Source organism: Dermabacter hominis NBRC 106157 (genome assembly GCF_001570785.1).
Lineage (GTDB): Bacteria > Actinomycetota > Actinomycetes > Actinomycetales > Dermabacteraceae > Dermabacter > Dermabacter hominis.
The window spans coordinates 43,462-63,957 of sequence record NZ_BCSI01000001.1; the positions used below are offsets into that span (position 1 = coordinate 43,462).

Here is a 20,496-nt window from a genome sequence, read left to right on the forward strand (position 1 = left end):
AACGGTCGAGGGGAGGGGATTTACATGCCGATCATGTCGAATTGTTCGAACGAGACCACGATCGTGTGTTCGCTCGAATCCCATGGGGTTTTAATGCGGACGGTGGACGTTTCGAGATCGTAGAGCCACACGGTGGCCTGCGAGTCGAAGTCGCTCGGGTGCAGGGCGTGCGGGATCTGCTCGCCGTCGATGCTTACCCAGAAGGGTGCCTGGCCGTGGGAAATGGCCTGGAGTTCGAGCGTCGTGATGCGGGTGTCGAGGTCTCCTTCGTGGGTGAAGGTATAGACGGCTCGGTCACCGGCGGTCATGGTCACTGTTGTCGAAGAATAACGTCCGCGCGTGTAATCCATGCTCACGCCGTCGTCTTCGTAGAGCGTGAACTGGCCGTCGCGTCCCGGCGCGGTGACGAGTGTGAGGGCGTCGACCGTTTCGGTCGACACGCTCATGTGGTCCTCGCTTGCGAGCGGGACGATGCCGCCTTCGCGCACGAACGTGGGGATCGAGGCGAGCGTGACGGGGATGTCGTAGCTGCGCCCACCTTCGTAGCGTTCGCGGGTGGCAAGGTCGTAGAACGTTTCGTTCGCAGGGAACGTGACGGTTTTCGTGTCGGCGCCCTTGTCGACGACGTTCGCGATGAACAGCGAGTCGCCGAGCATGTAGTTCACGCTCTCGTCCCACACAGCGGGATCGTGCTGGAAGGCGCTCATGAGCGGTTCCGCGATTGGAAGTCCCGTGCGGTGCGCGCGCTCCATGAGCGAGTACAGGTACGGGAACAGGCGGTAGCGCAGTTGGATTGCCTCTCGCACGAGAGGCGTGAGACTCGGGTACATCCACGGCTCAGTCACCGTGTTGTCGCTGTTGACGGAGTGGATCGAGAAGCGTGGCTGGAAGATGCCGTTTTGGACCCACCGCACGAACAGTTCCCCTTCGGGCGCGGGGCCGTGGAAGCCACCGATGTCGCCGCCCTGGTTCGCAACGCCCGACAGGCTCATGCCGAGCATTGTCGCGATGTTGCCCTTGAGAGTTTCCCAGCACGTGTGGTTATCGCCCGACCACGTTTGCGCGAATCGCTGGATTCCCGCGTAGCCCGCGCGACACACGATGAAAGGACGCGCGTTCGGGTGGGCTTTTCCGATCGCGTCGGCGGTCAGCGAGCACATAATGTTTGCCATTACCGAGCGTGCCTCGGCGAGGGGAGCACCGTAGCCGTCGAAATCGCAGCGGGCATCCTCGTCAACGATTGAGTCGTACTCGCAGTTATCGTTCCAAATCGACGCCGTGCCGAAGTCGAGCATGTTTTCGGTGAGGTCTTTTTCCCAGCGCTCGCGGGCCTTGGGGTTCGTGAAGTCAACGAGGTGGCCGGGGCCGCCCCACCAGCGAGCGGGTGCCGGCTCATCCGACTCGGAGGCGCGTACGAACACGCCATCCTCGATCAACTCGGGCATGCGCGGGTGGACGTTGAGTACGCCGGGCTTGACATTCGGGGATACGACAATGCCGCGCCGCTTCGACTCGGCGAAAAACGCGGCAGGGTCCTTGAAGCGTTCCGTGTTCCACGTGAGTACGCAGCGCTTGAGGCCCTCCTCGGTCTCCTGCTGGCAATAGCCCGAGGAGAGCTGGAAGCCGTCCATCGGGATGTTTTCACGCCGCGCGTGATCGTAGAAGTTGAGGATCGCGTCGTCTGCATCCTTGGGCAGCTCGGGGTAGTACATCGAGCTGCCGAGGTAGCCGAGGGCGGCGGCGGGAAGCATCGCCGAGGTTCCCGTGAGGAGCGTGTAGCGAGTCACGACCTCGCGGACGCTCGGGCCGGCAATGAGGAAAAGATCAATATCTCCGCCGTCGGTCCGGTAGGTCGAATGGGCGGGCCAGTAGTTGGAGTGGGAGCGGCCCATGTCAAAATCGCACGCGAACGTGTTGTGGTAAAAGTATCCGACGGCTGCCCCGCTCACCTCGTTCGCCTTGATGTAGAACGGGATGTGCTTATAGAGGGAATCGGCCCTCTCAGCGTCGTAGCCGAGGCAGTCCTGGGCGCGCATCGTCATGAACGATTTCGCCTTGTTGAACTCGCCGGTTTTTTCGCCGAATCCGTAGAAGTGGTCGCCCGCGGCAATTTCGCTCGTGTGGATGCGCCGCTGATTGCGATCGAGCCGGTACCCGCGATCGATGAGATCGGCGTGGAGGAGGGAACCGTCGGAATCGTAAACCCGGAGGCGGAAGGGCTCCCGGTCTATCTCGATCCTCAAGCGCTCCCCTCGCACGGTCACGGTGGGGGAGTCGGGGTCGTTCTCGAGGGAGAGGGGGGAGGGTTCGAGTCGGGTGCGTTTGGCGCCCATGTAGTCGTCGAGTTCATCGCGCCAGGCCGTGGTGACGAGGCTGTAGGACGCCTCGCGGAATGCGCCGTCATCGGTAAAGCCCGCGCGGATGCGAAGAATCTCGGGTGTGACGGCAAGCAGACGGATGGGGGTGGCATCCGTATGGAGGGTGACGGTGGCTCCTTCCTGTGTGCTGGAAAGGAGAGTGGTGGCGTATCGCATCTTTGAGATTCCTCGTCGCGGCAGCATCGTTGATTCCTGACTCGATCAGGTTTGCACATATCGCGGCCTTGTGCAACCGGTTGCCGTCGCGCTGGCCTCGGGGGTAGTCTCGACGTGACTGCACAGGACAACGACGTCGCCGAGAGCTCAAAATGCCCAACGAACACCCCGTACCACCGCCCCGCACATTCGCGCGTCGCGTCACGATCTACGACATCGCGAAGCACGTGGGAGTGAGCGCCTCTACCGCTTCGCGGGCCCTTCACAAACCCGGCCGCGTCAGCAAAGCCACCGAAGAGCGCGTCAAGAAGGCAGCGGCAACGCTCGGCTACCGCGCAAACCCCGCCGCTCGTGCTCTTCCCACGGGCCGCACCGGAACCATCGCACTGCTCGTTGCCGACATCACGAATTCCGTGTCATTCGAGATCGTTCGCGGCGCCGAGCGCGAGGCAGAAAAGCACGGCTACGTACTCGTCACGTCCGAGTTCCGCGAGGACCACGTGAAGGAAGCCTCGCGCGCCCGCTACCTCGCGCCTTCGGTTGACGGTTTCGTTCTCGCCAGCTCCCGTCTGGACGACGAGGCGATTGCGACCATCGCGGCTCTCAATCCCGTGGTCACCATCAATCGCGAGTCACCGTCGGCCTTTTCGGTGCTTGCCGATCACGAGCCGGCCCTGCGACAACTCGTGCGAATCCTCGCCGCAGAGGGGCACGACCGCCTCTGCTACCTTGGGGGCCCCGCGAGCTCGTGGACAAACGCGAAGCGGTGGGAGGTCATCGAAGCCGTTGCCCGCGACGAGCATGTCGACGCCCTCACGATCGGCCCGAACCATCCCACCCGCGAAGCGGGGCAGCGCGCTCTCGACGCGGTGCGGGATACGGGTGCGAGCGCCGTGATCGCCTACAACGACGTCATGGCGATAGGCCTGCTCACCGCCGCACGAGACGCTGATCTTCGCATTCCCGAGGACTTCTCGATCGCCGGCATCGACGACATTTTCGGCTCCGACTTCACCTGCCCACCGCTCACCACAATCGCCGCGCCGCTCGAAGAGATGGGCGCCGCCGCCATCCGCCACGTTCACGCCGCGCTCAGCGGCGAACGCGAGAGTGGAACCGATAGGTACCCCACGCAGCTACTCATGCGAGGCTCCGTCGGCCCCGCACCCCAACCGAAAGGGAGAAAGTGACAGTGACGCTCGACCTCAACCCTGACCGGCTCTTTCCCGCAGACCCCGAAACGCGCGCCCTCGCACGCGAAATCTATGCCGAGGTGAAGGACCTTCCTATCCTTTCCCCGCACGGACACGTGGACCCGCGTCTCCTTCTCGACAACGAGCCATTCGCGGACCCTACCAATCTTTTCCTCACCTTCGACCACTACGTATTCCGCATGCTCCACGCGAACGGCGTCAACCTCCGCGACGTAGGCGTGGGCACCGCCGATCCCGTCGATCCGCGCGAGGCCTGGCGGATTCTCTGCGCCAACTGGCACGTCCTCGAGGGAACCGCGAGCGGCTACTGGCTCACAGACGAATTCGTGTCGCTCTTCGGCATTGACGAGGAACCGAGCGAGGAAAGCGCCGATAGGCTCTACGACCAGATCGCCGAGAAACTGGCGACCGAAGAGTTCCGCCCGCGTGCCCTTTTCGCGCGCTTCAAGATCGCCTTCCTCGCGACGACCGACGACCCGCTCGACGACCTCGAGGCCCACGCAGAACTCGCACGCCTTCACGAAGCGGGCGAGCTTTACGGGCGAGTGGTGCCGACCTGGCGCCCCGACCGCTTCCTCGACCCGAACAAGCCGGGCTTTACCGAGGCCGCAACAGCGCTCGCGGACAGCGTGGGAGGCGATCCGCGCTCGCTCGCGGACTACTTGCGCGCCCTCAAGGCCTCGCGCGAACGCTTCATCAAGGCCGGTGCGATTTCGGCCGACCACGGAGTGCCGACCCCGTACACGATCGACCTCGGCGACGACGCGCTGGAAGCGCTCCTCGTGAAAGCGGTCGATGGGACGGCGAGCGAGGCCGAGAAGCGCGACTTTACGGGCGCGATGCTCGTGCGCTGCGCCCAGATGAGTGTCGAGGACGGCCTCGTCATGACGCTGCACCCAAGCGTGTTCCGCAACCATTCGACGGCGACGTTCGAGCGGTTCGGTCCCGACACGGGCCACGACATTCCCGAGCAGGTCGAATACACGCGCAACATTCGCCCGCTTCTCGAAAAGGTGGGGCTTGAGGAGGGCTTCCACCTCGTGCTTTTCGGCATCGACGAAACGATGTATTCACGCGAAGTTGCCCCGCTCGCAGGCTTCTATCCGAGCGTGTTCATCGGTGCCCCCTGGTGGTTCATCGATGCGCCCGACGCGATTCTCCGCTTCCGTTCCGCGATCACCGAAACCGCGGGATTCACGCGCGGCTCGGGCTTCATTGACGATACGCGCGCGTTCCTCTCCATTCCTACCCGCCACGACATGGCGCGCCGCTGCGACGCGGCGTTCCTCGCGCGCTACGTCATGGAGGGGCGCCTTCCGAAGTCGAGCGCGTTGCGGATCATCCGCGAGCTCACGGTTGACCAGCCCGCGCGAGTCTTCAAACTTGAGTCGATGCTTTCGAAGGGAGAGAAGTGATGACTGTTCTCAGCCGCGACGCCGATCTCACCGCCAAGGGCGGCCTCGAGCCGCGCCCCGTGCGCATTGTTCACTTGGGCCTCGGCGCGTTCTTCCGCGCCCATCAGGCGTGGTACACGAGCGAGGTAGATGACGGCGGCGAATGGGGATTCTCCGCCTACACGGGCCGTAGCCCCCGCGCCGCAGAGGAACTCTCGGCCCAGGACTGCCTGTACACGCTCATCGTGCGCGGGGCTGAAGGCGATGATGCGCGGGTCATGTCGGTCATTTCCGAGGCGCACCCGGCGAGCGACCTCGAAGCTCTGTGCGCAGACCTACGCTCGCCTGACGTCTCGCTCGTGACCCTCACCGTGACCGAAGCCGGGTACGGCACCGACGCGAAGGGAGCGCTCGACCGCGCCAACGACGCGGTCAAGGCGGATCTGAAAGCGCTTGAGGAGTATGCCGCGGGCACGGCCGGCGAAGGGGAGTCCGACGCCCGCCTGCCCCAGCTCGAGACGGCCCTCGCGCGTCTCGTGCTTGGGCTCGACGAGCGTCGCCGCTCGGGAGCCGGCGCGATCACAATCGTGCCGTGCGACAACCTCCCGGGCAACGGTCCGCTCACTCGCGGCGTGATCGATGAATACGCGGCGTGCCTCGGCACTGAAGCTGCGACGTGGATCAAGGACAACGTCTCGGTGACCTCGACATCGATCGACCGGATCACCCCGAAGGCGACGGACGCCGATCGGGCAACGGCGAAGGAGCTCACGGGCTTCGAGGACGCCTCGCCGGTCGTCACCGAGCCTTTTGCCTCGTGGATTATCGAAGGCGAGTTCGTGGGTGACCGGCCCGCCTGGGAAAAGGCCGGTGCGATTTTCACGGATGACCTTGAGCCATACGAAAACCGCAAGCTGTGGCTCCTCAACGGTGCGCACACGCTGCTCGCGAATGCCGCCGTGAATCGCGGCTACGAGACCGTCGCCGAGGCTATCGGCGATCGCGAGGTCCGCGCCGAGGTTGAGACGCTGTGGGACGAGGCCTCGCGGTATCTCCCGGGCGAGGTCGAGGCCCCCGCCTACCGAGAGGCGCTCCTCGAGCGGTTCGAGAACCCCAACATCAAGCATCTGCTGTCGCAGATCGGCAACGACTCGCTCGCGAAGCTGCGCATCCGCATCCTCCCCATCACTCTCAAGGAGCTCGCGGCGGGGCGTGAAGCCGCAGGGGCCGTGCCCGCAATCGCCGGGTGGATTCGCCGCCAGCGCGATGGCGTAGCCTCGCCCGATGCGCAGCAAAGCGCGATCGATCAGGCCGTGGCGAATGCGGGGGAGGGCGGCATCGAGCGTGCTCTCATCGCACTGCTCGAGCCGGAGCTACTCGAGTACCCGAACTTTGTGGAGCGCGTGCTGGCGGCAGTCTAGGCTCTGCGCACTAGCAGGCCTCGGCGATGATCGCGACGCGGCTGCCACCGGCCCGCGTGGCGATGAGCGTCGCCGCGCGCGGTGCGCGACGATCAAGCTTGAGTTCGCTCCTGAACTTAGCCGGATCGATATCCATGCCGCGCTTTTTCACCTCGAGCGTGCCCACCTCGAGTTCGCGCAGCCTCGCCGCGATTTTCTTGGTCGTGAACGGCATGACCTCGCGCACGCGAAACGCCCGCGCGAGAGGCGAATCGAGAGCCGCTTGCGAGGCATCATCGCTGCTCAGGTAGGCAATCGAGTCGTCAATCGTGTGTGCGCCAAGCTTTCGCGCGAGCGTCCCCAGAAGGCCCGCGCGAATCACCGCGCCATCGGGCTCCCATAGGTACGCGCCAATCGAGCCCACGGGAGGGTTGCGCAGCTCGGCGTCATCGTTCGAATCGGGCACGAGTTGGGCCGAGCGAGCGTCGGAACCGAGCACGAGGGCTGAGCGCGCGATTACGGCGCCCTCGGCGAGGGCGCCGACGGGTCCGACGGTTGCCTCGCTCGGCACCGCGAGCCCACCCTCGCCGACGCGCCTCGCGAGCGGGCCGAAATACATGCACGCCTCGAGAACTTGGCCGCGCCAACTGACCCACTGCGTCTCCGTGCCCGGCACGAGGTGCTCGTGATCGATCGCGGGGGCAAGCTTTGCACCCACCGCGCCAACCTCATCGGCGACCGCGCGAACGAAGGAGAGCGGCGGCGTGGCCTCCTCGGGGTCGTGAATGCGCGCCGTGCGGCCGCGGCGGCTCTCGCGGCGTGCGGGGTCGAACCACGCGCCGCCGAGGTGTGAAAAATCGACGTCCTCGGCCCGACCAAGCGTGATGCGCGCATTCGGGAAGGGACGCACGTTCACCGTTGCGAGTGCCGCCGTTTCCTCATCGCAGTCCACGCCCAGAACCTCGAGGCCGAGGGCCGCCTTTGCGATCGTGTCGCCTCCGAGTCCGCAGCCAAGATCGGCAACGCGCCGAACCTGGGCGTCGCGAAACCGCGCGGCGTGATGAGCCGCCACCTCGAGCCGCGTGGCCTGCTCGAGCCCGTGCACAGTGAACAGCATGCTCGAGGCGAAATCGCCAAACTTGTCGCGCGCCTTGCTGCGCAGACGTGACTGGGTGAGGGCCGCCGCGATGAGTTCGGGGGAGTGGCCTTCGCCGCGCAATCGCTGCGAGAGCGCAAGAGAGCCCTCCTCGGAATACTCGGGAAGCGAGTCGAGGAGGGCCATGCCCTCGGGCGTGAGGAGCTGCGAAAGACCGGAAGAACTCATGCCCTCAAGGCTACGCGACGGGCTACTTGAGCGAGCCCGCGCTCAAACCACCAACGATGCGGCGCTGGAACACGAGCACCATGATGATGAGAGGAACCGTCACGATCACGCCCGCCGCCATCTTCGTGCCGTAGGGAGTGTCGAACTGCGAAATCCCCGTGAACTTCGAGATTGCGACGTTCGCGGTCTGCATCGCGGGGTCGTTGACCATCGTGAGAGCGATGAGGAACTCGTTCCACGCGGCGATGAAGGTGATGATCGCCGTCGTGAAGATGCCCGGTGTCGCGAGCGGGAGGATAACCCTCACGAACGCGCCGATGCGGGTGGTGCCATCGACCATCGCCGCCTGTTCGAGCTCCACGGGAAGCTGCCGGAAGAATGCATTGAGGTTCCACACGGCAAGGGGGAGCGCGAAACTGATCGTTGGCAGGATCATTGCCTGGTAGGTGTTGATCCAGTTGATCGGCGCCCAATCGTAACCGCCGCTGAACAGCTTCAAGAGGGGAACAACGAGCGTGATCACGGGGAACATCGACGTCGCGACGATCGCGAACATCACGAGGACCTTCCCCCAGAAGTTGAGGCGCGCAAGCGCGTACGCGCCCGCGGTCCCGAGCAACAGCACGAGGAGGGTGGTACCGCCCGCGACAACAAGCGAGTTGAGAAGTGCCCGTGCGAAGTTGTTGGAGGGATCGAATACGGCCTTGTAGTTCTCGATCGAGATCGGATTCGGGATCAGATCGGTCGAGCGGCCCATGCTCGGCGGTCGCAGGGAGCTCACGAGCATCCAGTAGAACGGCGCGAGGCAGTACACGAGGATGAACGCGACGCCGAGACCGACGATGATCTTCGCACCAGTGTTGCCCTTGTGCTTCTTGGGCGTTACGGGCGTGCGCGGCGACTCGTTTTCGGATGCTGTGTGGGTGGCGGCAGTGCTCACGGCATGCTCCCCTCGGTCACGGTGGTGTTTTTACTGGCAAGCAGGCTCGGCCGCTTCGTGTTCTTCTTCGGCTTTTTCTTGGCGCTATCGCCAAGCACATCGGCCCCAAGCAGCTTGATGAAGACGAAGGCTACGAGGCAGATGTAGCAGAACAGCACAATCGAATACGACGACGCCATGCCGTAGTTGGTCTTGGTTGCGGCATCTTGCGCAAGCATCGAGAGGGTCTGGCCAGACTTAAGCCGGCCGAGGAGCACATACGGCAGATCGAACATGCGCATCGCGTCGAGCATGCGGAACAAAACGGCCACGACGAGCACGGGGCGGATCATGGGAAGCGTAATGCGCCAGAAGGTTTGCCAGCGATTCGCGCCATCGACCTTCGCCGCCTCGTAAATCTGCTCGTCGATCGTCTGGAGCCCCGCGAGGGTCAACAGGCCAATGTACGGGGCTGTCTTCCAAATATCGGCGATGAGCACCGCGGCCTTCGCTTGCCACCCCTCGGTGGTCCACAGCACCTGGTGCTGGATCAGCTTGTTCGCGATGCCGTTCGCGTCAAAAATGAGCTGCCACATGAGGGCCGAGACAACCGTCGGAATGGCCCACGGGACGAGAATCGACGCGCGGATGAGGCCCGTGGCACGCATCGCACGGGCCATGATGAGCGCCATGGCAACGCCGAGAACGGTCTCGATACTGACGCCAATAATCGTGAAGAGCGTGGTGTTCCAAAAGGCATTCCAGAACCCGGCGCCCGCGCCAACTGACGTGAAGGCGTCCATGTAGTTCTTGAAGCCCACGAAGGTATCGCCCTGCTGGATGAAGCCTGTCTCGGGGTCGATCCCACCGTTGGCGACGAAGAAGGACTGCCACACGGAGAGCACGAGAGGGAAGCCCACGACGATCGCCAAAAGGATAAGCGTGGGCAAGAGGAGTAGATAGGCGAGGCGACCTTCGCCTTTCGAGATGTCGGAGCGAGACATGCAGCGTTCCCTTCAAAGGGTTGAAAGCGGATCGGGCCCGCGGCACTGTGATGAGCGCCGCGGGCCCGATTCATAGCGTTTAGGCCTGAAGTTCCTCGAGGGTCTTCTGGAGTTCGTCGAGCGAAGCGTCGACTTCCTTTTCGCCCGAGAGGGCGCTGTAGGTGGCCTCTTGGATCGCCTGCGTTACATCGCCGTACTTGACGGCTTGCGGACGCGACGTGCCCTTGTCAATCGCTTCCTTAAGCGTCGTGAAGAACGGGTACTTCTTGAGAACGTCGGCATCCTCGTACACCGCGGCGTTGGCGGGAGCCTGCGCGGTCGCGAGAGTCCACTCCTTTTGCTGAGCTTCCTCGACCATGAACGCGATGAAGTCGACTGCGGTGCCCATATTCTTGCCGAACGCCGAAATCGCGTAGTTCAAACCACCGAGTGCCGGTGAGCCCTCTGCGCTGCCGATCCCCGGGATCGGGCAAACGTCGAACTTGCCGTTAACCTTCGACGAGCCATCTTCAGCATTCGCGAGATCCCACACGTACGGCCAGTTCTGGAGGAAGGCGAGGCGACCGTCCTGGAAGGCCTGTCGGCTTTCCTCTTCCTTGTAGGTGAGGGCCTCTTCGGGGATGAACTTCTTGTCGAAGCCGTCCTTGACCGCCTTGAGGCCAGCCTTTACCTCATCGGAGTTTGCCTGGGGCTTGCCTTCCTTGTCGAACAGGTCTTTGCCCGCGGACTTCGCGAGGCCCGTGAGCTGCACCGTGATGCCTTCGTACTTCGAGTACTGCGAGCCGAAACCGAGGGTGTCTTTGCCTTCTTCGGTTCCGCGAATTACTTCGATCATCTGGTACATCTCCTCGAAACTCTTGGGCGGCTCGTTCGAGCCAGCCGCCTGGAGGAGGTCCTTGCGGTAGAAGAGAAGCTCGGCGTTCGTCGTGTAGGGCACGGCGTAGAGCTTGTCGAAATACTTAGCCGTGTCCACGGTCGAGGGAATGAGCTTATCGAGCTTGAACTTATCTTCGGGAAGCTCGACCACCCACTGCTGGGCAGCGAACTCGGCCGTCCACACGACGTCGAGGCCGAGCACGGTGTAGGCATCTGACTTCGCCTGCGCGTTATTGATGAACTGCGAGCGCTGCTCATCAGCCGATTCGGGAAGCTCGACGAGCGTCACCTTTTCATCGGCGTGGTCCTTGTTCCACTTCTCGAGGAATTCCTTGAGCTTGCCGGAGGTGTCTTTACCGGTCGCGAAGGTGATCGGACCGCGCTCGTCAAAGTTGCCCTTGGCGCCGCCCGCGCCGCCGGCTTTCGAATTGTCATTGGAACACGCAGCGAGGCCAGCAACAGCAGCGCCGGCTGCGGTGGCCGCGAGGACTGAACGACGGGTGGGGTTAAACATTGGGGATCCTTCCACTCATATCCGAAAGCAGCGTTGCGTTCGGGCCCGGGCAACGTCACTCCGGGGTCGGTCTCATTGTAGGGCACGTGAGGCTTGCGTCACGCATCGGTCCACCACCACCGGCGCGTTCGCGAGCGTGTACGTTGGTGAGCAATGATTCCGCTGCCACGAAAGATGTCGATATGCACGTGAGCCTCGACGAATGGCGCGCGCGAGTGATCGCACTCGCCGCACTCGCCCCCGACCACACCGAAGACGCCCCGCTCGCGGGGGCGCTTGGCAGGAGGCTCGCCGAACCCCTAACCGCCCGCATCCCCGCCCCGCAGTTTCGCATGAGCGCGATGGATGGGTTCGCCGTGAGTACGCGTGAACTCGGGCTGGGAGAGGGAGCGTCCGACGTTTGCCCCGCTCAACTCGAGGTCACGTGTGATATCTCTGCTGGCAGGGCAGCCGTCGGAAAACGCCGCCCGGGAACTGCCGCGCGCATCATGACGGGAGGCCTGCTGCCCGATGACCTCGATGTCGTGATCCCGGTCGAGTTCACGGATGCCGACCCCACGGCGGATCACGCCCCCGCGCGCATCGCCCTCGCGATTGAAGAGGCCGAACGCGCCAAGGCGCTCGCGCCGGGTCGCCACGTGCGCGAGGTCGGCGAGGAGATTCCCGAGGGCGATATGCTCGCGCGCTCCGGCGACATCGTGACCCCTGAGCTGATCGGGATCGCGCTCTCGGTGGGGGTGACGTATGCGCGACTGACGCGGCCGCGCCGAGTCGCGATCGTCATGACGGGCGACGAGCTCGTGACCGATCTGCACCCGGATGCGGGAGCGCGATGCGGCGCCGTGCTCGAATCAAACGGGCCGATGCTCGAGGCGGCATGCGCGCGCTTCGGCGCTGACGCAAGCATCCATCACGTCGGTGATGATCCCGCAGAGCTCATAGGACTCGCGCGTTCCATCGCACCGCGGCACGACCTCATCGTGACGACGGGTGGTGTTGGCTCTGGCGCGCGCGACGTCGTGAAAGCGGCGTTCGGCGAGGGCTTCGGCGCCACGCCAGGCCTCAACTGTTCCATCTTCGAACACCTCGCGATGCGCCCCGGGGGACCGCAAGGCGTGGGGCGACTGCCCATCGACCATGCCGAAGGCGGCGCCACGATCCCCATGGTGCACCTTCCCGGAACCCCCGTCGGCGCCTTCACGGCGTTCCACGTCTTCGTCGCGCCACTGCTTGGCGCGCCCTCGCGGCCCATCACCCTCCCGCTCGAGAACGTGCGCCGCAACGATCGTCCCCTCAAGGCCGGCGCAACCGTGAAACCCGCCCACCTTTCCGTCGAGCACGGGCGCCTGATCGCAACCCAGTGCGAGGGGCCGCGCCTTCGCCCGTTCGCTGAAGCGAACGCCCTTCTCATTCTCGAACGCGACCGCGCGCGCGTCCTCTCGCTCGGCGGAAGCCTCGGTGCTCGATAGGCGATAATGGGCACGACCCCAAGTGAAGGAGACACACTCATGAGCCCCAAGGCTGACGACCCGGCAATGATCGAAGCCCTTCAGCGTTTTATCGACGCCTCCGCAGAGGATGCCGGCTTCACCCCGACCTTCACCGAGGACGACCGCGACCTCATCCTCTCGCTTACGGGCGTTGCCGCCCACACCGTCGTGCGCCCCGCGGGGCCCTTCGCCGCGATGGCGGTCGGCTACCTCGTGGGCAGCGGCCGCGCGAAAACGTGGGCCGACGCTCACGAACAGGTGAAACGCTTCGTACGCACCTACATCGGCGATCCCGTCGAAGGCGACCAGTGACGCCCAACTTCGATACCGAAGGCGAAAAACCCATCTCCTTGCGCCCCGCGAGCGCACTGTGGATTCCCGCTCTCACGTGGGCGATCATCGCGTTCCTCCTCGCCGATGCCATCCTCAAAAACCGCTGGGACACCGTCCTCCAGTTCGGCCCGTGGCTCGCGCTCGCCGCCTCTCTCGTGTGGCTCGTCCTGTTCTCACCCGCGACCCTCGTCTACCAACGTGGCGTGGTCATCCGCAACGTTTTTCACGAGTACAGCGCCCCCTACGGCGCAATCGACCACATCGGCCTTGGCGCCATGGTCTCGATCCGTGCCCGTACAGAGAGCGGCACGACCCGTACCATTACCGCCTGGAACGCTCCGGGAATTGGGCGCGATAAACCTGCCGACGCCCACGTGCGAATCTCCGGCCGCGACCGGCGCGGGGGCCGCCAGCATATCGGCCCCGCCGAACGCCTGCGCAACGATCAGGAACGCTCACCCTCGCGTGTTCTCGTGAGTGCGTGGGAGGCATGGCAGATCGCACACCACAAGGATTCCGACGCCACTTCGGCAACCGCGACTGTCCAGTCCCACGTGAGGATCATCCCCCTCGCGATCCCGGTTGCGTTCCTCATCCTCGGGGTGCTGACCTGGGCCCTCTAGCGTCGGTCCCTCGACTGCGCGCATACGAAACGGGCCGGGCCTCACCCTCCTCGAAAACCCGTGGAGAGCGAAACCCGGCCCGTAGCCGGAAAACCGATCAGGCCTTCTTGCCCACGGCCGTCCAGTCCGTCGTCTCGAACTGCGCAGCGCCAACGTTCACGAAGCCCTCGGTGAGGCCGATGATCGTCGGGGTCGCGTAGAACGGAAGCACCGTAAAGGCGCCAAACTGCTCCTTCGAGAACTTGTTGGCGATCTCTACGCGCTTGCTCGGGTCAAGCTCCGAGTGAAGCTCCTTGTTGAGCCCCTCGAGGCTCTCCGGCGCGAAGCCCGTGAAGTTCTGCCCCGAATCCTTGAGGAACTGGTTCGTGCCCGACTGCTCCGCAAAGAGCGTGCCGCGCCACCCGAACGAGACCGCAGCGAAGCTGCCCGGGACCACGTAATCATCAAAGTACTTGTCGGCCGGAACGGTCTTAAGGTCAACCTTGAAGCCTACGGCGTTGAGGTTCGTCATGATCTGGCGTGCACGATCCTCGCTCGACTTCGTCTCCGCCGGAATGATGAGCGAGAACGCGAGCGGCTTGCCGTCCTTCTCGTACACATCGCCGTTCTTCTTGTAGCCGGCTTCCTCGAGGAGCTTCGCGGACGCCTCCGGATCAAACTTCAGATCGCCGAAGGAATCTTCGTAACCCTCCTGGCCAGGCATGTAAATGTAGTTGTTCACGAGGATCACGGGCGACTCAAGCGGCTCCATGACCGCACGAGCCACGGCGTTGCGGTCGATGCCGCGGAAAATCGCCTCACGAACCTTCGCGTCACCGAATGCGCCTTCAGCGCCACCCACGTTGAGCGTGAGGTGCGACCACGAAAGGCCGTTCGACTTCTGAATCACGGCATCCTTACGGCCCTTCGCCTGACCGTAGGTATCGCCATCGGAAATATCGATGTAGTCGAGCTCGCCGTTCACGAACGCCTGCGCCTGGTTCTGCTGGGTCGTCACCTTGAAGATGATCGACTCGAGCTTCGGGGCGCGGCCCCACCACTTGTCATTGCGCTTGACGGTGATCACGCCGCCGGTCGCGTCGATGTTGTCGATCGCGAACGGACCGCGCGTGAGAGTCGGTTCGGTCGAAAGGCCGTTAAACGCCTCGGGCGTTGCCGTGATTGCCTTCGGCAGGCTCGGGTAGAGGTAGATGTTCCAGAACGGGAACGTCTCCGCGTACTCGATCTCCGCCTCGAAGTCGTTGATCTTGCGGATCTCTTTGATCGAGCTCCAGCCGGTCGTCGAAGCGGTCTGGTACTTGTCGTTTTCCCCGTTCTGGGCCTTCTGCTGAGAAATCAGGTCATCGACCGTCACGGGCGTACCGTCGCTCCACACGGCCTTCTCATTGAACTTCACGGTGACGATCTGCGGATCCTCGCTCGTCAGCTCAGCCGACTTGATGTAGTCGGGATCAGGCTTGGCTTCGCCATTTTCCGAAGCCTTGAGCGGGGTCTCCGGGCAGACGGTCTCCATGATCGCGGAGAGAGAAACCTCGTTGCCGTCGATGTGGCTTTGGTTCCAGTTTGCGGGAACCTGGGCAATGGCGATCGTGAAGGTGCCGCCGTCGGCGACCTGATCGTAGTCAACGCGCTCCCACGCGGTCGACGGCAGCTTCATCTGCTCCTCGACAGCCTTGTCGTTAGCGGCGTTTGCCTGCTGTGCCTGCTCCTCCGCGCTCTTTTGCGAGCACGCCGTGAGGGCTGCGGCAGCGCCGGTGAGCGCGGCGCCCTGGAGGAAGAGACGACGGGTGCTAGTGAAAGCCATGATGGCCTTTCTCGAGAGGGGATAATTCCACGTTAATGTTATCCACGTTTCATCGGTATCTCGGACATAAGGCCTGCTGAGAGGGCTAGTTGTGGGGCAACGAACACTGGAAATGAACAAAAATGACCCCGCTTTTGCGCGTAGGCACAAAAGCGGGGTCAGCTCGTGGTGGCGCGCTAGCGCAATGAAGGCTTAGCCCTCCATGCCCTTCTTGTAGCCCACCGCCGTGTAGTCCACGGTCTCAAACTGCTGAGAGCCAATATTCACGAGGCCTTCCTTCAGGCCGGTGATGTTCGGCGTCGCATAGAACGGGAGAACCGTGTAGCTCGAAGCGACCTGCTTCGAGTACTCGTTCGCGATTTCGCGGCGCTTGTCCTTATCCAGCTCGGTCTGGAGGCGCTTGTTGATCTCGTTGAGCTTCTCATCCTTGAAGCCGGTGTAGTTCTGGTTCGAATCCGGCAGGTACATGTTCGAGCCCGACAGCTCCGCGAGGAGGGTGCCTACCCAGCTGAACGTCACGAAGTCGAAGCCCTGCTTGAGAACGTAGTCAGTGAAGTACTTGTCGCTCGGAACCGTCTTGAGATCGACCTTGAAACCGGCCTGGTTGAGGTTCGTCATCACCTGACGTGCGCGATCCTCGTTCGACTTCGTCTCTGCGGGAATGATGATCGAGAACTTGAGCGGCTTGCCGTCCTTCTCGTACACGTCGCCCTTGAGTTCGTAGCCGGCATCCTCGAGAATCTTCTTGGCCTTGTCGATCTCAGCATCGCCCGAAAGATCGCCGTCGAACGAATCCTCGTAGCCCTCCTGGCCAGGCATGTAGACGTAGTTGTCGTTGAGAACGACGGGCGCCTCAAGCGGCTCAACGACCGAACGGCCCACGGCGTTGCGGTCCACGGCGGCGAAGATCGCCTTGCGCACCTCGACGTCTTGGAGCACTCCGCCACCGCCGTTGACGTTCATCGTGAGGTGGGTCCAGGTGAGACCGTTCGAGCGCTGGATCTGTGCGCCCTGACGGCCCTTCGCCTGGCCAAGCGTGTCGCCGTCGCCGATGTCAATGATGTCGATCTCACCGTTCGCGAACGACTGCGGCATGTTCTGCTGAGTCGTGACCTTGAAAATCACCTTCTCAAGCTTCGGGGCGCGGCCCCACCACTTGTCATTGCGTTCCAACGTGACGACGCCGCCGTTGCGGTCGATGTTCGTGATCGTGAACGGGCCGCAGCCCGGAACCGGGTCATTTACGTAGCCGGTGTTGAAGGCTTGCGGCGTCTCGAATAGCGCCTTCGGACCCGAGGGATAGGTGAAGCTCAACCAGTCGGGGAACGCAGTCTTGTACTCGATCTCTGCCGTGAAGTCGTCCTTCGCGCGGATCTCCTTGATCGAATCCCAGCCCTGCGTGGTGACGGCTGAAAATTCCTCGTTTTCGCCGTTGCAGGCCTTCCACTCGGCGATGAGATCGTTCACCGTCACGGGAGAGCCGTCGTTGTCCCACACGGCCTTCTTGTTGAACTTCACGGTGACGATCTGGGGATCCTCGCTCGTGATTTCAGCCGACTCGACGTAGTCGGGATTCGGGCTCATCTCGCCCTTCTCGTTCGCCTTGATATTGGCGCCAAAGCCCTTCCAGTTCGAGACTTCCCTCGTCGACACTTCGTTGCCGTCGATGTGGCTGGGGTTCCAGTTCGCGGGAATCTGAGCAATCGCGATCATGAGCGTGCCACCGTCGGCAACCTGCTCATAATCGAGTCGCTCCCACGCGGTCGAGGGAAGCTTCTCTGCTTCCTTCGCAGCGGCGTCATTCTTTTTCTTGTTGGCTTCCTTCTGCTCCTCGGCGCTCTTCTGCGAGCAGCCTGCGACGGCCGCGGCCACACCGGTGATAGCCGTGCCTTGGAGGAAAAGTCGGCGAGTACTCGTGATCTTCATGGTTATCTCACTTCCTGTGGGAAGCCGCGGCCCGTTTAAGGGAAAAGGGGGTTGTGGCCCGCGGCAAAGGTTTTTACTGGTCGTCCACTAGACGCCAGGTCTCCTCGGCATGATGGCATTCCACGCGGGAGGCTCCGACCTGCGTGCCCTCGGGGTCCGCAGTTCGGCACAGGTTCTGCTGCTCTTCGCTCAGCATCCCGATCAGGGGGCAGCGCGAAGCAAAATTGCAGCCGATGATCTCTTCAGTGGGGCTTGGTTGATCCCCTTCAAGAAGAACTCGCGTACGGGCGCGCTCAAGCTTCGGATCCGGGACGGGAACCGCGGACATGAGAGCACGCGTGTAGGGATGCTTCGGGTTCTCAAAGACATCCTGGACGGGGCCGTATTCAACGATGCGACCCAGATACATGACCGCGATGTGATCGGCGATCTCGCGCACAATGGCGAGGTCGTGAGCCACAAATAGATAGCTCAAACCGAGTTCGTCACGGAGATCCTCGAGCAGGTTGATCACGCCAGCCTGGACGGATACGTCCAGGGCAGAGACGGGTTCATCGAGCACGAGAAGCTTGGGTTCGGTGATGAGCGCACGCGCAATGCCGATGCGCTGGCGCTGACCGCCCGAAAACTCGTGGGGATAGCGGTCTGCCATCTCCGGGTCGAGCCCAACGCGCTCAAGGAGCTCGTAGACGCGCTTGTAGCGTTCGTCCTTCGGCACCTTGTGCACGGTAAGGGGCTCGGCAATGATGTCGCCCACGGGCATGCGCGGGTCGACCGCAGCCATCGGATCCTGGAAGACGATCTGGACGTCCTTGCGCAGGGCGAGGCGTTCCTTCTTGTTCTTGAGGGTCGAGACGTCAACGCCGCTCACCTCGAGGGTTCCGTGCTGCGGCGCGACGAGTTCGAGAATTTCGAGGCTCGTCGTCGACTTACCTGAACCGGACTCACCCACGAGGCCGAGCGTCTGGCCCGGCTTGATCTCGAAGGACACGTTGTCCACAGCCTTGACGACGCCAACCTGGCGGCGGAACACAGCGCCCTTGTAGAGCGGGAAATGGCGCTGGATCTCGGTCGCCTTGACGATGGGCTTGTCGTTCTCGTGGCTCTTGACCGCGCGCTCCACGTGCGGGGGTCGGGGGAAGATGTCCGACGGCTTCAGCGTCCCCGCCGCAATTTCCTTCGCACGGTGACACGCGACCTGTCGATCGCCGTCGCCGACGTGGGTCATGAGTTCGGGTTCTTCGGTGCGGCACAGATCGATCGCGGCCGGGCAACGGTCAGCGAACGGGCATCCGGGCTTGAGGTTGGCAAGGCTCGGTGGGCGACCTTCGAGCGGAACCAGGCGGTCCTTGCCAGCCGTCAGCATGTTCGGGACGGAGCGAAGAAGGCCCATGGTGTACGGCATGTGCGGCTCGGCGAAAATTTCGTCAACGCCGCCTTTTTCCACGAGCTTGCCCGCGTACATCACGGCAACGCGATCCACGTTACCGGCGACGACGCCGAGGTCGTGGGTAATGAGCACGACGGCGGCCCCCGTCACCTCCTTGGCCTTTTGAAGGACCTCGAGGATCTGCGCCTGAATCGTCACGTCGAGAGCGGTCGTCGGCTCGTCAGCGATGATGAGCTTCGGGTCGTTCGCCATCGCGATGGCGATCATGGCGCGCTGCCGCATGCCGCCCGAGAACTCATGCGGGAACGCCTTCACACGGCGCTCGGCGGCTGGGATGCCGACGATCTTCAGAAGCTCGATCGAGCGTGCGCGCAGCGCCTGCGAACTCATATTCGAGTTGTGCAGCGTGAGGGCCTCTTCGATCTGCTGGCCGATCGTATAGACCGGCGTGAGGGCACTCAGGGGATCCTGGAAGATCATCGAGATCTCGCGACCGCGGAGGTCGGAAAGCTGGCGGTCACTCTTGCGCAGGAGCGACTCTCCGCGGTAGGTGATTTCGCCCGTGATCTTCGCGGAAGAGGGAAGAAGGCCCATGACGGCCATCGAGCTGACAGACTTACCCGAGCCCGATTCACCGACGATACCGAGGAACTCGCCCTCGTTGACGTGGTAGTTCACGCCGCGTACGGCGCGAACATCGCCATTGGCGTTCGGGAAGGTGACCGTGAGGTCTTGGACGTTAAGAAGTGGTTCAGGCACGGTTGACCTCGCTCGTGGGATCGATTGCGTCGCGGAGTGCGTCACCGAGCAGGTTCACCGAGGTGAGCAGGGCGACGAGGAAGGCTGCGGGAATCACGAATAGCCACCAGCGGGTAAGAACCGCGTTCTGGCCGTTCGCAATGAGCGTTCCTAGTGAGACGTCCGGGGGCTGAATGCCGAGGCCGAAGAAGCTCAGCGACGTTTCGGACAGGATTGCGCCGCTCACGCCGAGCGCCGCGTCGATGATGAGCAGGGAGGCGACGTTCGGGATGATGTGGCGCGCGAGGATCGTGGTCGTGCCAACGCCCATGTAGCGCGCAGCCTTCACGTATTCGCGATCTTTGAGGGACTTGGTCTGGTTCTTCACGATCTGCGCCATCACCATCCAGCCGAAGCCCGCGATGGCGACGACGATGACGATCCAGCTCACGTTCGACAGGAGCGGCGAAATGATCATGAGCACGTAGAACACGGGGAGCACGAGCAGGAGGTTAATGATCCAGTTGACGACGGTCTCAAGCTTGCCGCCGATGTAACCGGCGAGCGAGCCCACGAACGCCGCAATGAGCGTCGCGGCGGGCGCCGCAAGGAGACCGATCAAGAGCGACTTGCGAAGCGCTTCAACCATCGAGGCGTAGAGATCCACGCCAATCGAGTCTGTACCGAACCAGTGCTGCCCGCTAGGCGGGGAGTTGTAGCTGTAGGCGTCTGTCTCGCCGAGCTGATACACGTTCGGGATATTGCCGAAGAGTGCGAACAGGACGATCGCGCCAAGGACGATCGCGCCAATCCAGAAGTTTGGCTTGCGCTTGAGGCGACGCCACACGAGCGCCCAGCGCGACAGAGGCTTCTTTTGCGCTTTTTCGGCCTTGCGGCGACGCTTGCCCTTGGGATCAGTCGCCGTGCTGTCCGCGAGTTCCTCAGTAGCGGGAACGGCTTCGGGAAGCTCGGCAGCTTCGTTGACGGGGGGAATCGGGTTGCTGGAGCTCATG

General features: G+C 63.2%; 15 protein-coding genes. 6 read left to right on the forward strand and 9 right to left on the reverse strand.

Annotated features, from left to right (window positions below):
* Positions 1 to 20: 20 nt before the first annotated feature.
* On the reverse strand, positions 21 to 2,534 hold the full coding sequence (locus DEHOM01_RS00195) for a glycoside hydrolase family 31 protein (protein WP_061210984.1): 2,514 nt from the start codon (positions 2,532 to 2,534) through the stop codon (positions 21 to 23).
* Between the two features lie 152 nt (positions 2,535 to 2,686).
* On the opposite strand from DEHOM01_RS00195, the gene DEHOM01_RS00200 reads away from it, so the two are divergent.
* Genes DEHOM01_RS00200 through DEHOM01_RS00210 form a run of 3 tightly spaced genes read left to right on the forward strand, consistent with a single transcriptional unit; the run spans position 2,687 to position 6,563 of the window.
* Complete coding sequence (locus DEHOM01_RS00200) at positions 2,687 to 3,724, forward strand: LacI family DNA-binding transcriptional regulator (protein WP_061210985.1); 1,038 nt, start codon at positions 2,687 to 2,689, stop codon at positions 3,722 to 3,724.
* A 2-nt stretch (positions 3,725 to 3,726) separates the two neighbouring features.
* The gene (gene uxaC / locus DEHOM01_RS00205) at positions 3,727 to 5,163 is read left to right on the forward strand and encodes a glucuronate isomerase (RefSeq protein WP_061210986.1); all 1,437 of its coding nucleotides are present in this window, start codon (positions 3,727 to 3,729) and stop codon (positions 5,161 to 5,163) included.
* Complete coding sequence (locus DEHOM01_RS00210; protein WP_061210987.1) at positions 5,163 to 6,563, forward strand: mannitol dehydrogenase family protein; 1,401 nt, start codon at positions 5,163 to 5,165, stop codon at positions 6,561 to 6,563. The genes uxaC and DEHOM01_RS00210 overlap by 1 nt, the downstream gene beginning before the upstream one ends.
* A gap of 10 nt (positions 6,564 to 6,573) precedes the next feature.
* Here the strand turns inward: DEHOM01_RS00210 and DEHOM01_RS00215 are convergent, their stop codons facing one another.
* The 4 genes from DEHOM01_RS00215 to DEHOM01_RS00230 all read right to left on the reverse strand — a co-directional run bounded on the left by DEHOM01_RS00215 (position 6,574) and on the right by DEHOM01_RS00230 (position 11,179).
* A complete protein-coding gene (locus DEHOM01_RS00215; protein WP_061210988.1) occupies positions 6,574 to 7,866 on the reverse strand; it encodes a THUMP-like domain-containing protein in 1,293 nt (430 codons plus the stop codon).
* Between the two features lie 22 nt (positions 7,867 to 7,888).
* Positions 7,889 to 8,806, reverse strand: a complete 918-nt coding sequence (locus tag DEHOM01_RS00220) for a carbohydrate ABC transporter permease (RefSeq protein WP_061210989.1) — start codon at positions 8,804 to 8,806, stop codon at positions 7,889 to 7,891.
* Entirely contained in the window at positions 8,803 to 9,789 is a 987-nt protein-coding gene (locus DEHOM01_RS00225; protein WP_061210990.1) for a carbohydrate ABC transporter permease, read from the reverse strand. The genes DEHOM01_RS00220 and DEHOM01_RS00225 overlap by 4 nt, the downstream gene beginning before the upstream one ends.
* Before the next feature lie 79 nt (positions 9,790 to 9,868).
* The gene (locus DEHOM01_RS00230; protein ID WP_061210991.1) at positions 9,869 to 11,179 is read right to left on the reverse strand and encodes an ABC transporter substrate-binding protein; all 1,311 of its coding nucleotides are present in this window, start codon (positions 11,177 to 11,179) and stop codon (positions 9,869 to 9,871) included.
* Positions 11,180 to 11,325: 146 nt separating this feature from the next.
* On the opposite strand from DEHOM01_RS00230, the gene DEHOM01_RS00235 reads away from it, so the two are divergent.
* From DEHOM01_RS00235 to DEHOM01_RS00245, 3 genes are read left to right on the forward strand one after another with little or no spacing between them, the layout of a single operon-like run.
* A complete protein-coding gene (locus DEHOM01_RS00235) occupies positions 11,326 to 12,648 on the forward strand; it encodes a molybdopterin molybdotransferase MoeA (RefSeq protein WP_156468263.1) in 1,323 nt (440 codons plus the stop codon).
* Between the two features lie 39 nt (positions 12,649 to 12,687).
* On the forward strand, positions 12,688 to 12,981 hold the full coding sequence (locus tag DEHOM01_RS00240; RefSeq protein WP_061210993.1) for a DUF6457 domain-containing protein: 294 nt from the start codon (positions 12,688 to 12,690) through the stop codon (positions 12,979 to 12,981).
* Positions 12,978 to 13,625 carry a hypothetical protein gene (locus DEHOM01_RS00245; protein WP_061210994.1) on the forward strand — a complete coding sequence of 216 codons (648 nt, stop codon included), beginning with the start codon at positions 12,978 to 12,980 and terminating at the stop codon, positions 13,623 to 13,625. Before DEHOM01_RS00240 ends, DEHOM01_RS00245 begins: the two co-directional genes overlap by 4 nt.
* Before the next feature lie 97 nt (positions 13,626 to 13,722).
* On the opposite strand, the gene DEHOM01_RS00250 is transcribed toward DEHOM01_RS00245, so the two are convergent.
* From DEHOM01_RS00250 to DEHOM01_RS00265, 4 genes are all read right to left on the reverse strand, one after another.
* Complete coding sequence (locus tag DEHOM01_RS00250; protein ID WP_061210995.1) at positions 13,723 to 15,429, reverse strand: ABC transporter family substrate-binding protein; 1,707 nt, start codon at positions 15,427 to 15,429, stop codon at positions 13,723 to 13,725.
* A gap of 192 nt (positions 15,430 to 15,621) precedes the next feature.
* Complete coding sequence (locus DEHOM01_RS00255; protein WP_061210996.1) at positions 15,622 to 17,355, reverse strand: ABC transporter family substrate-binding protein; 1,734 nt, start codon at positions 17,353 to 17,355, stop codon at positions 15,622 to 15,624.
* 73 nt (positions 17,356 to 17,428) lie between these two features.
* Positions 17,429 to 19,504 carry a dipeptide ABC transporter ATP-binding protein gene (locus tag DEHOM01_RS00260; protein ID WP_082738605.1) on the reverse strand — a complete coding sequence of 692 codons (2,076 nt, stop codon included), beginning with the start codon at positions 19,502 to 19,504 and terminating at the stop codon, positions 17,429 to 17,431.
* Complete coding sequence (locus DEHOM01_RS00265) at positions 19,497 to 20,495, reverse strand: ABC transporter permease (RefSeq protein ID WP_061210997.1); 999 nt, start codon at positions 20,493 to 20,495, stop codon at positions 19,497 to 19,499. The genes DEHOM01_RS00260 and DEHOM01_RS00265 overlap by 8 nt, the downstream gene beginning before the upstream one ends.
* Position 20,496: the final 1 nt, after the last annotated feature.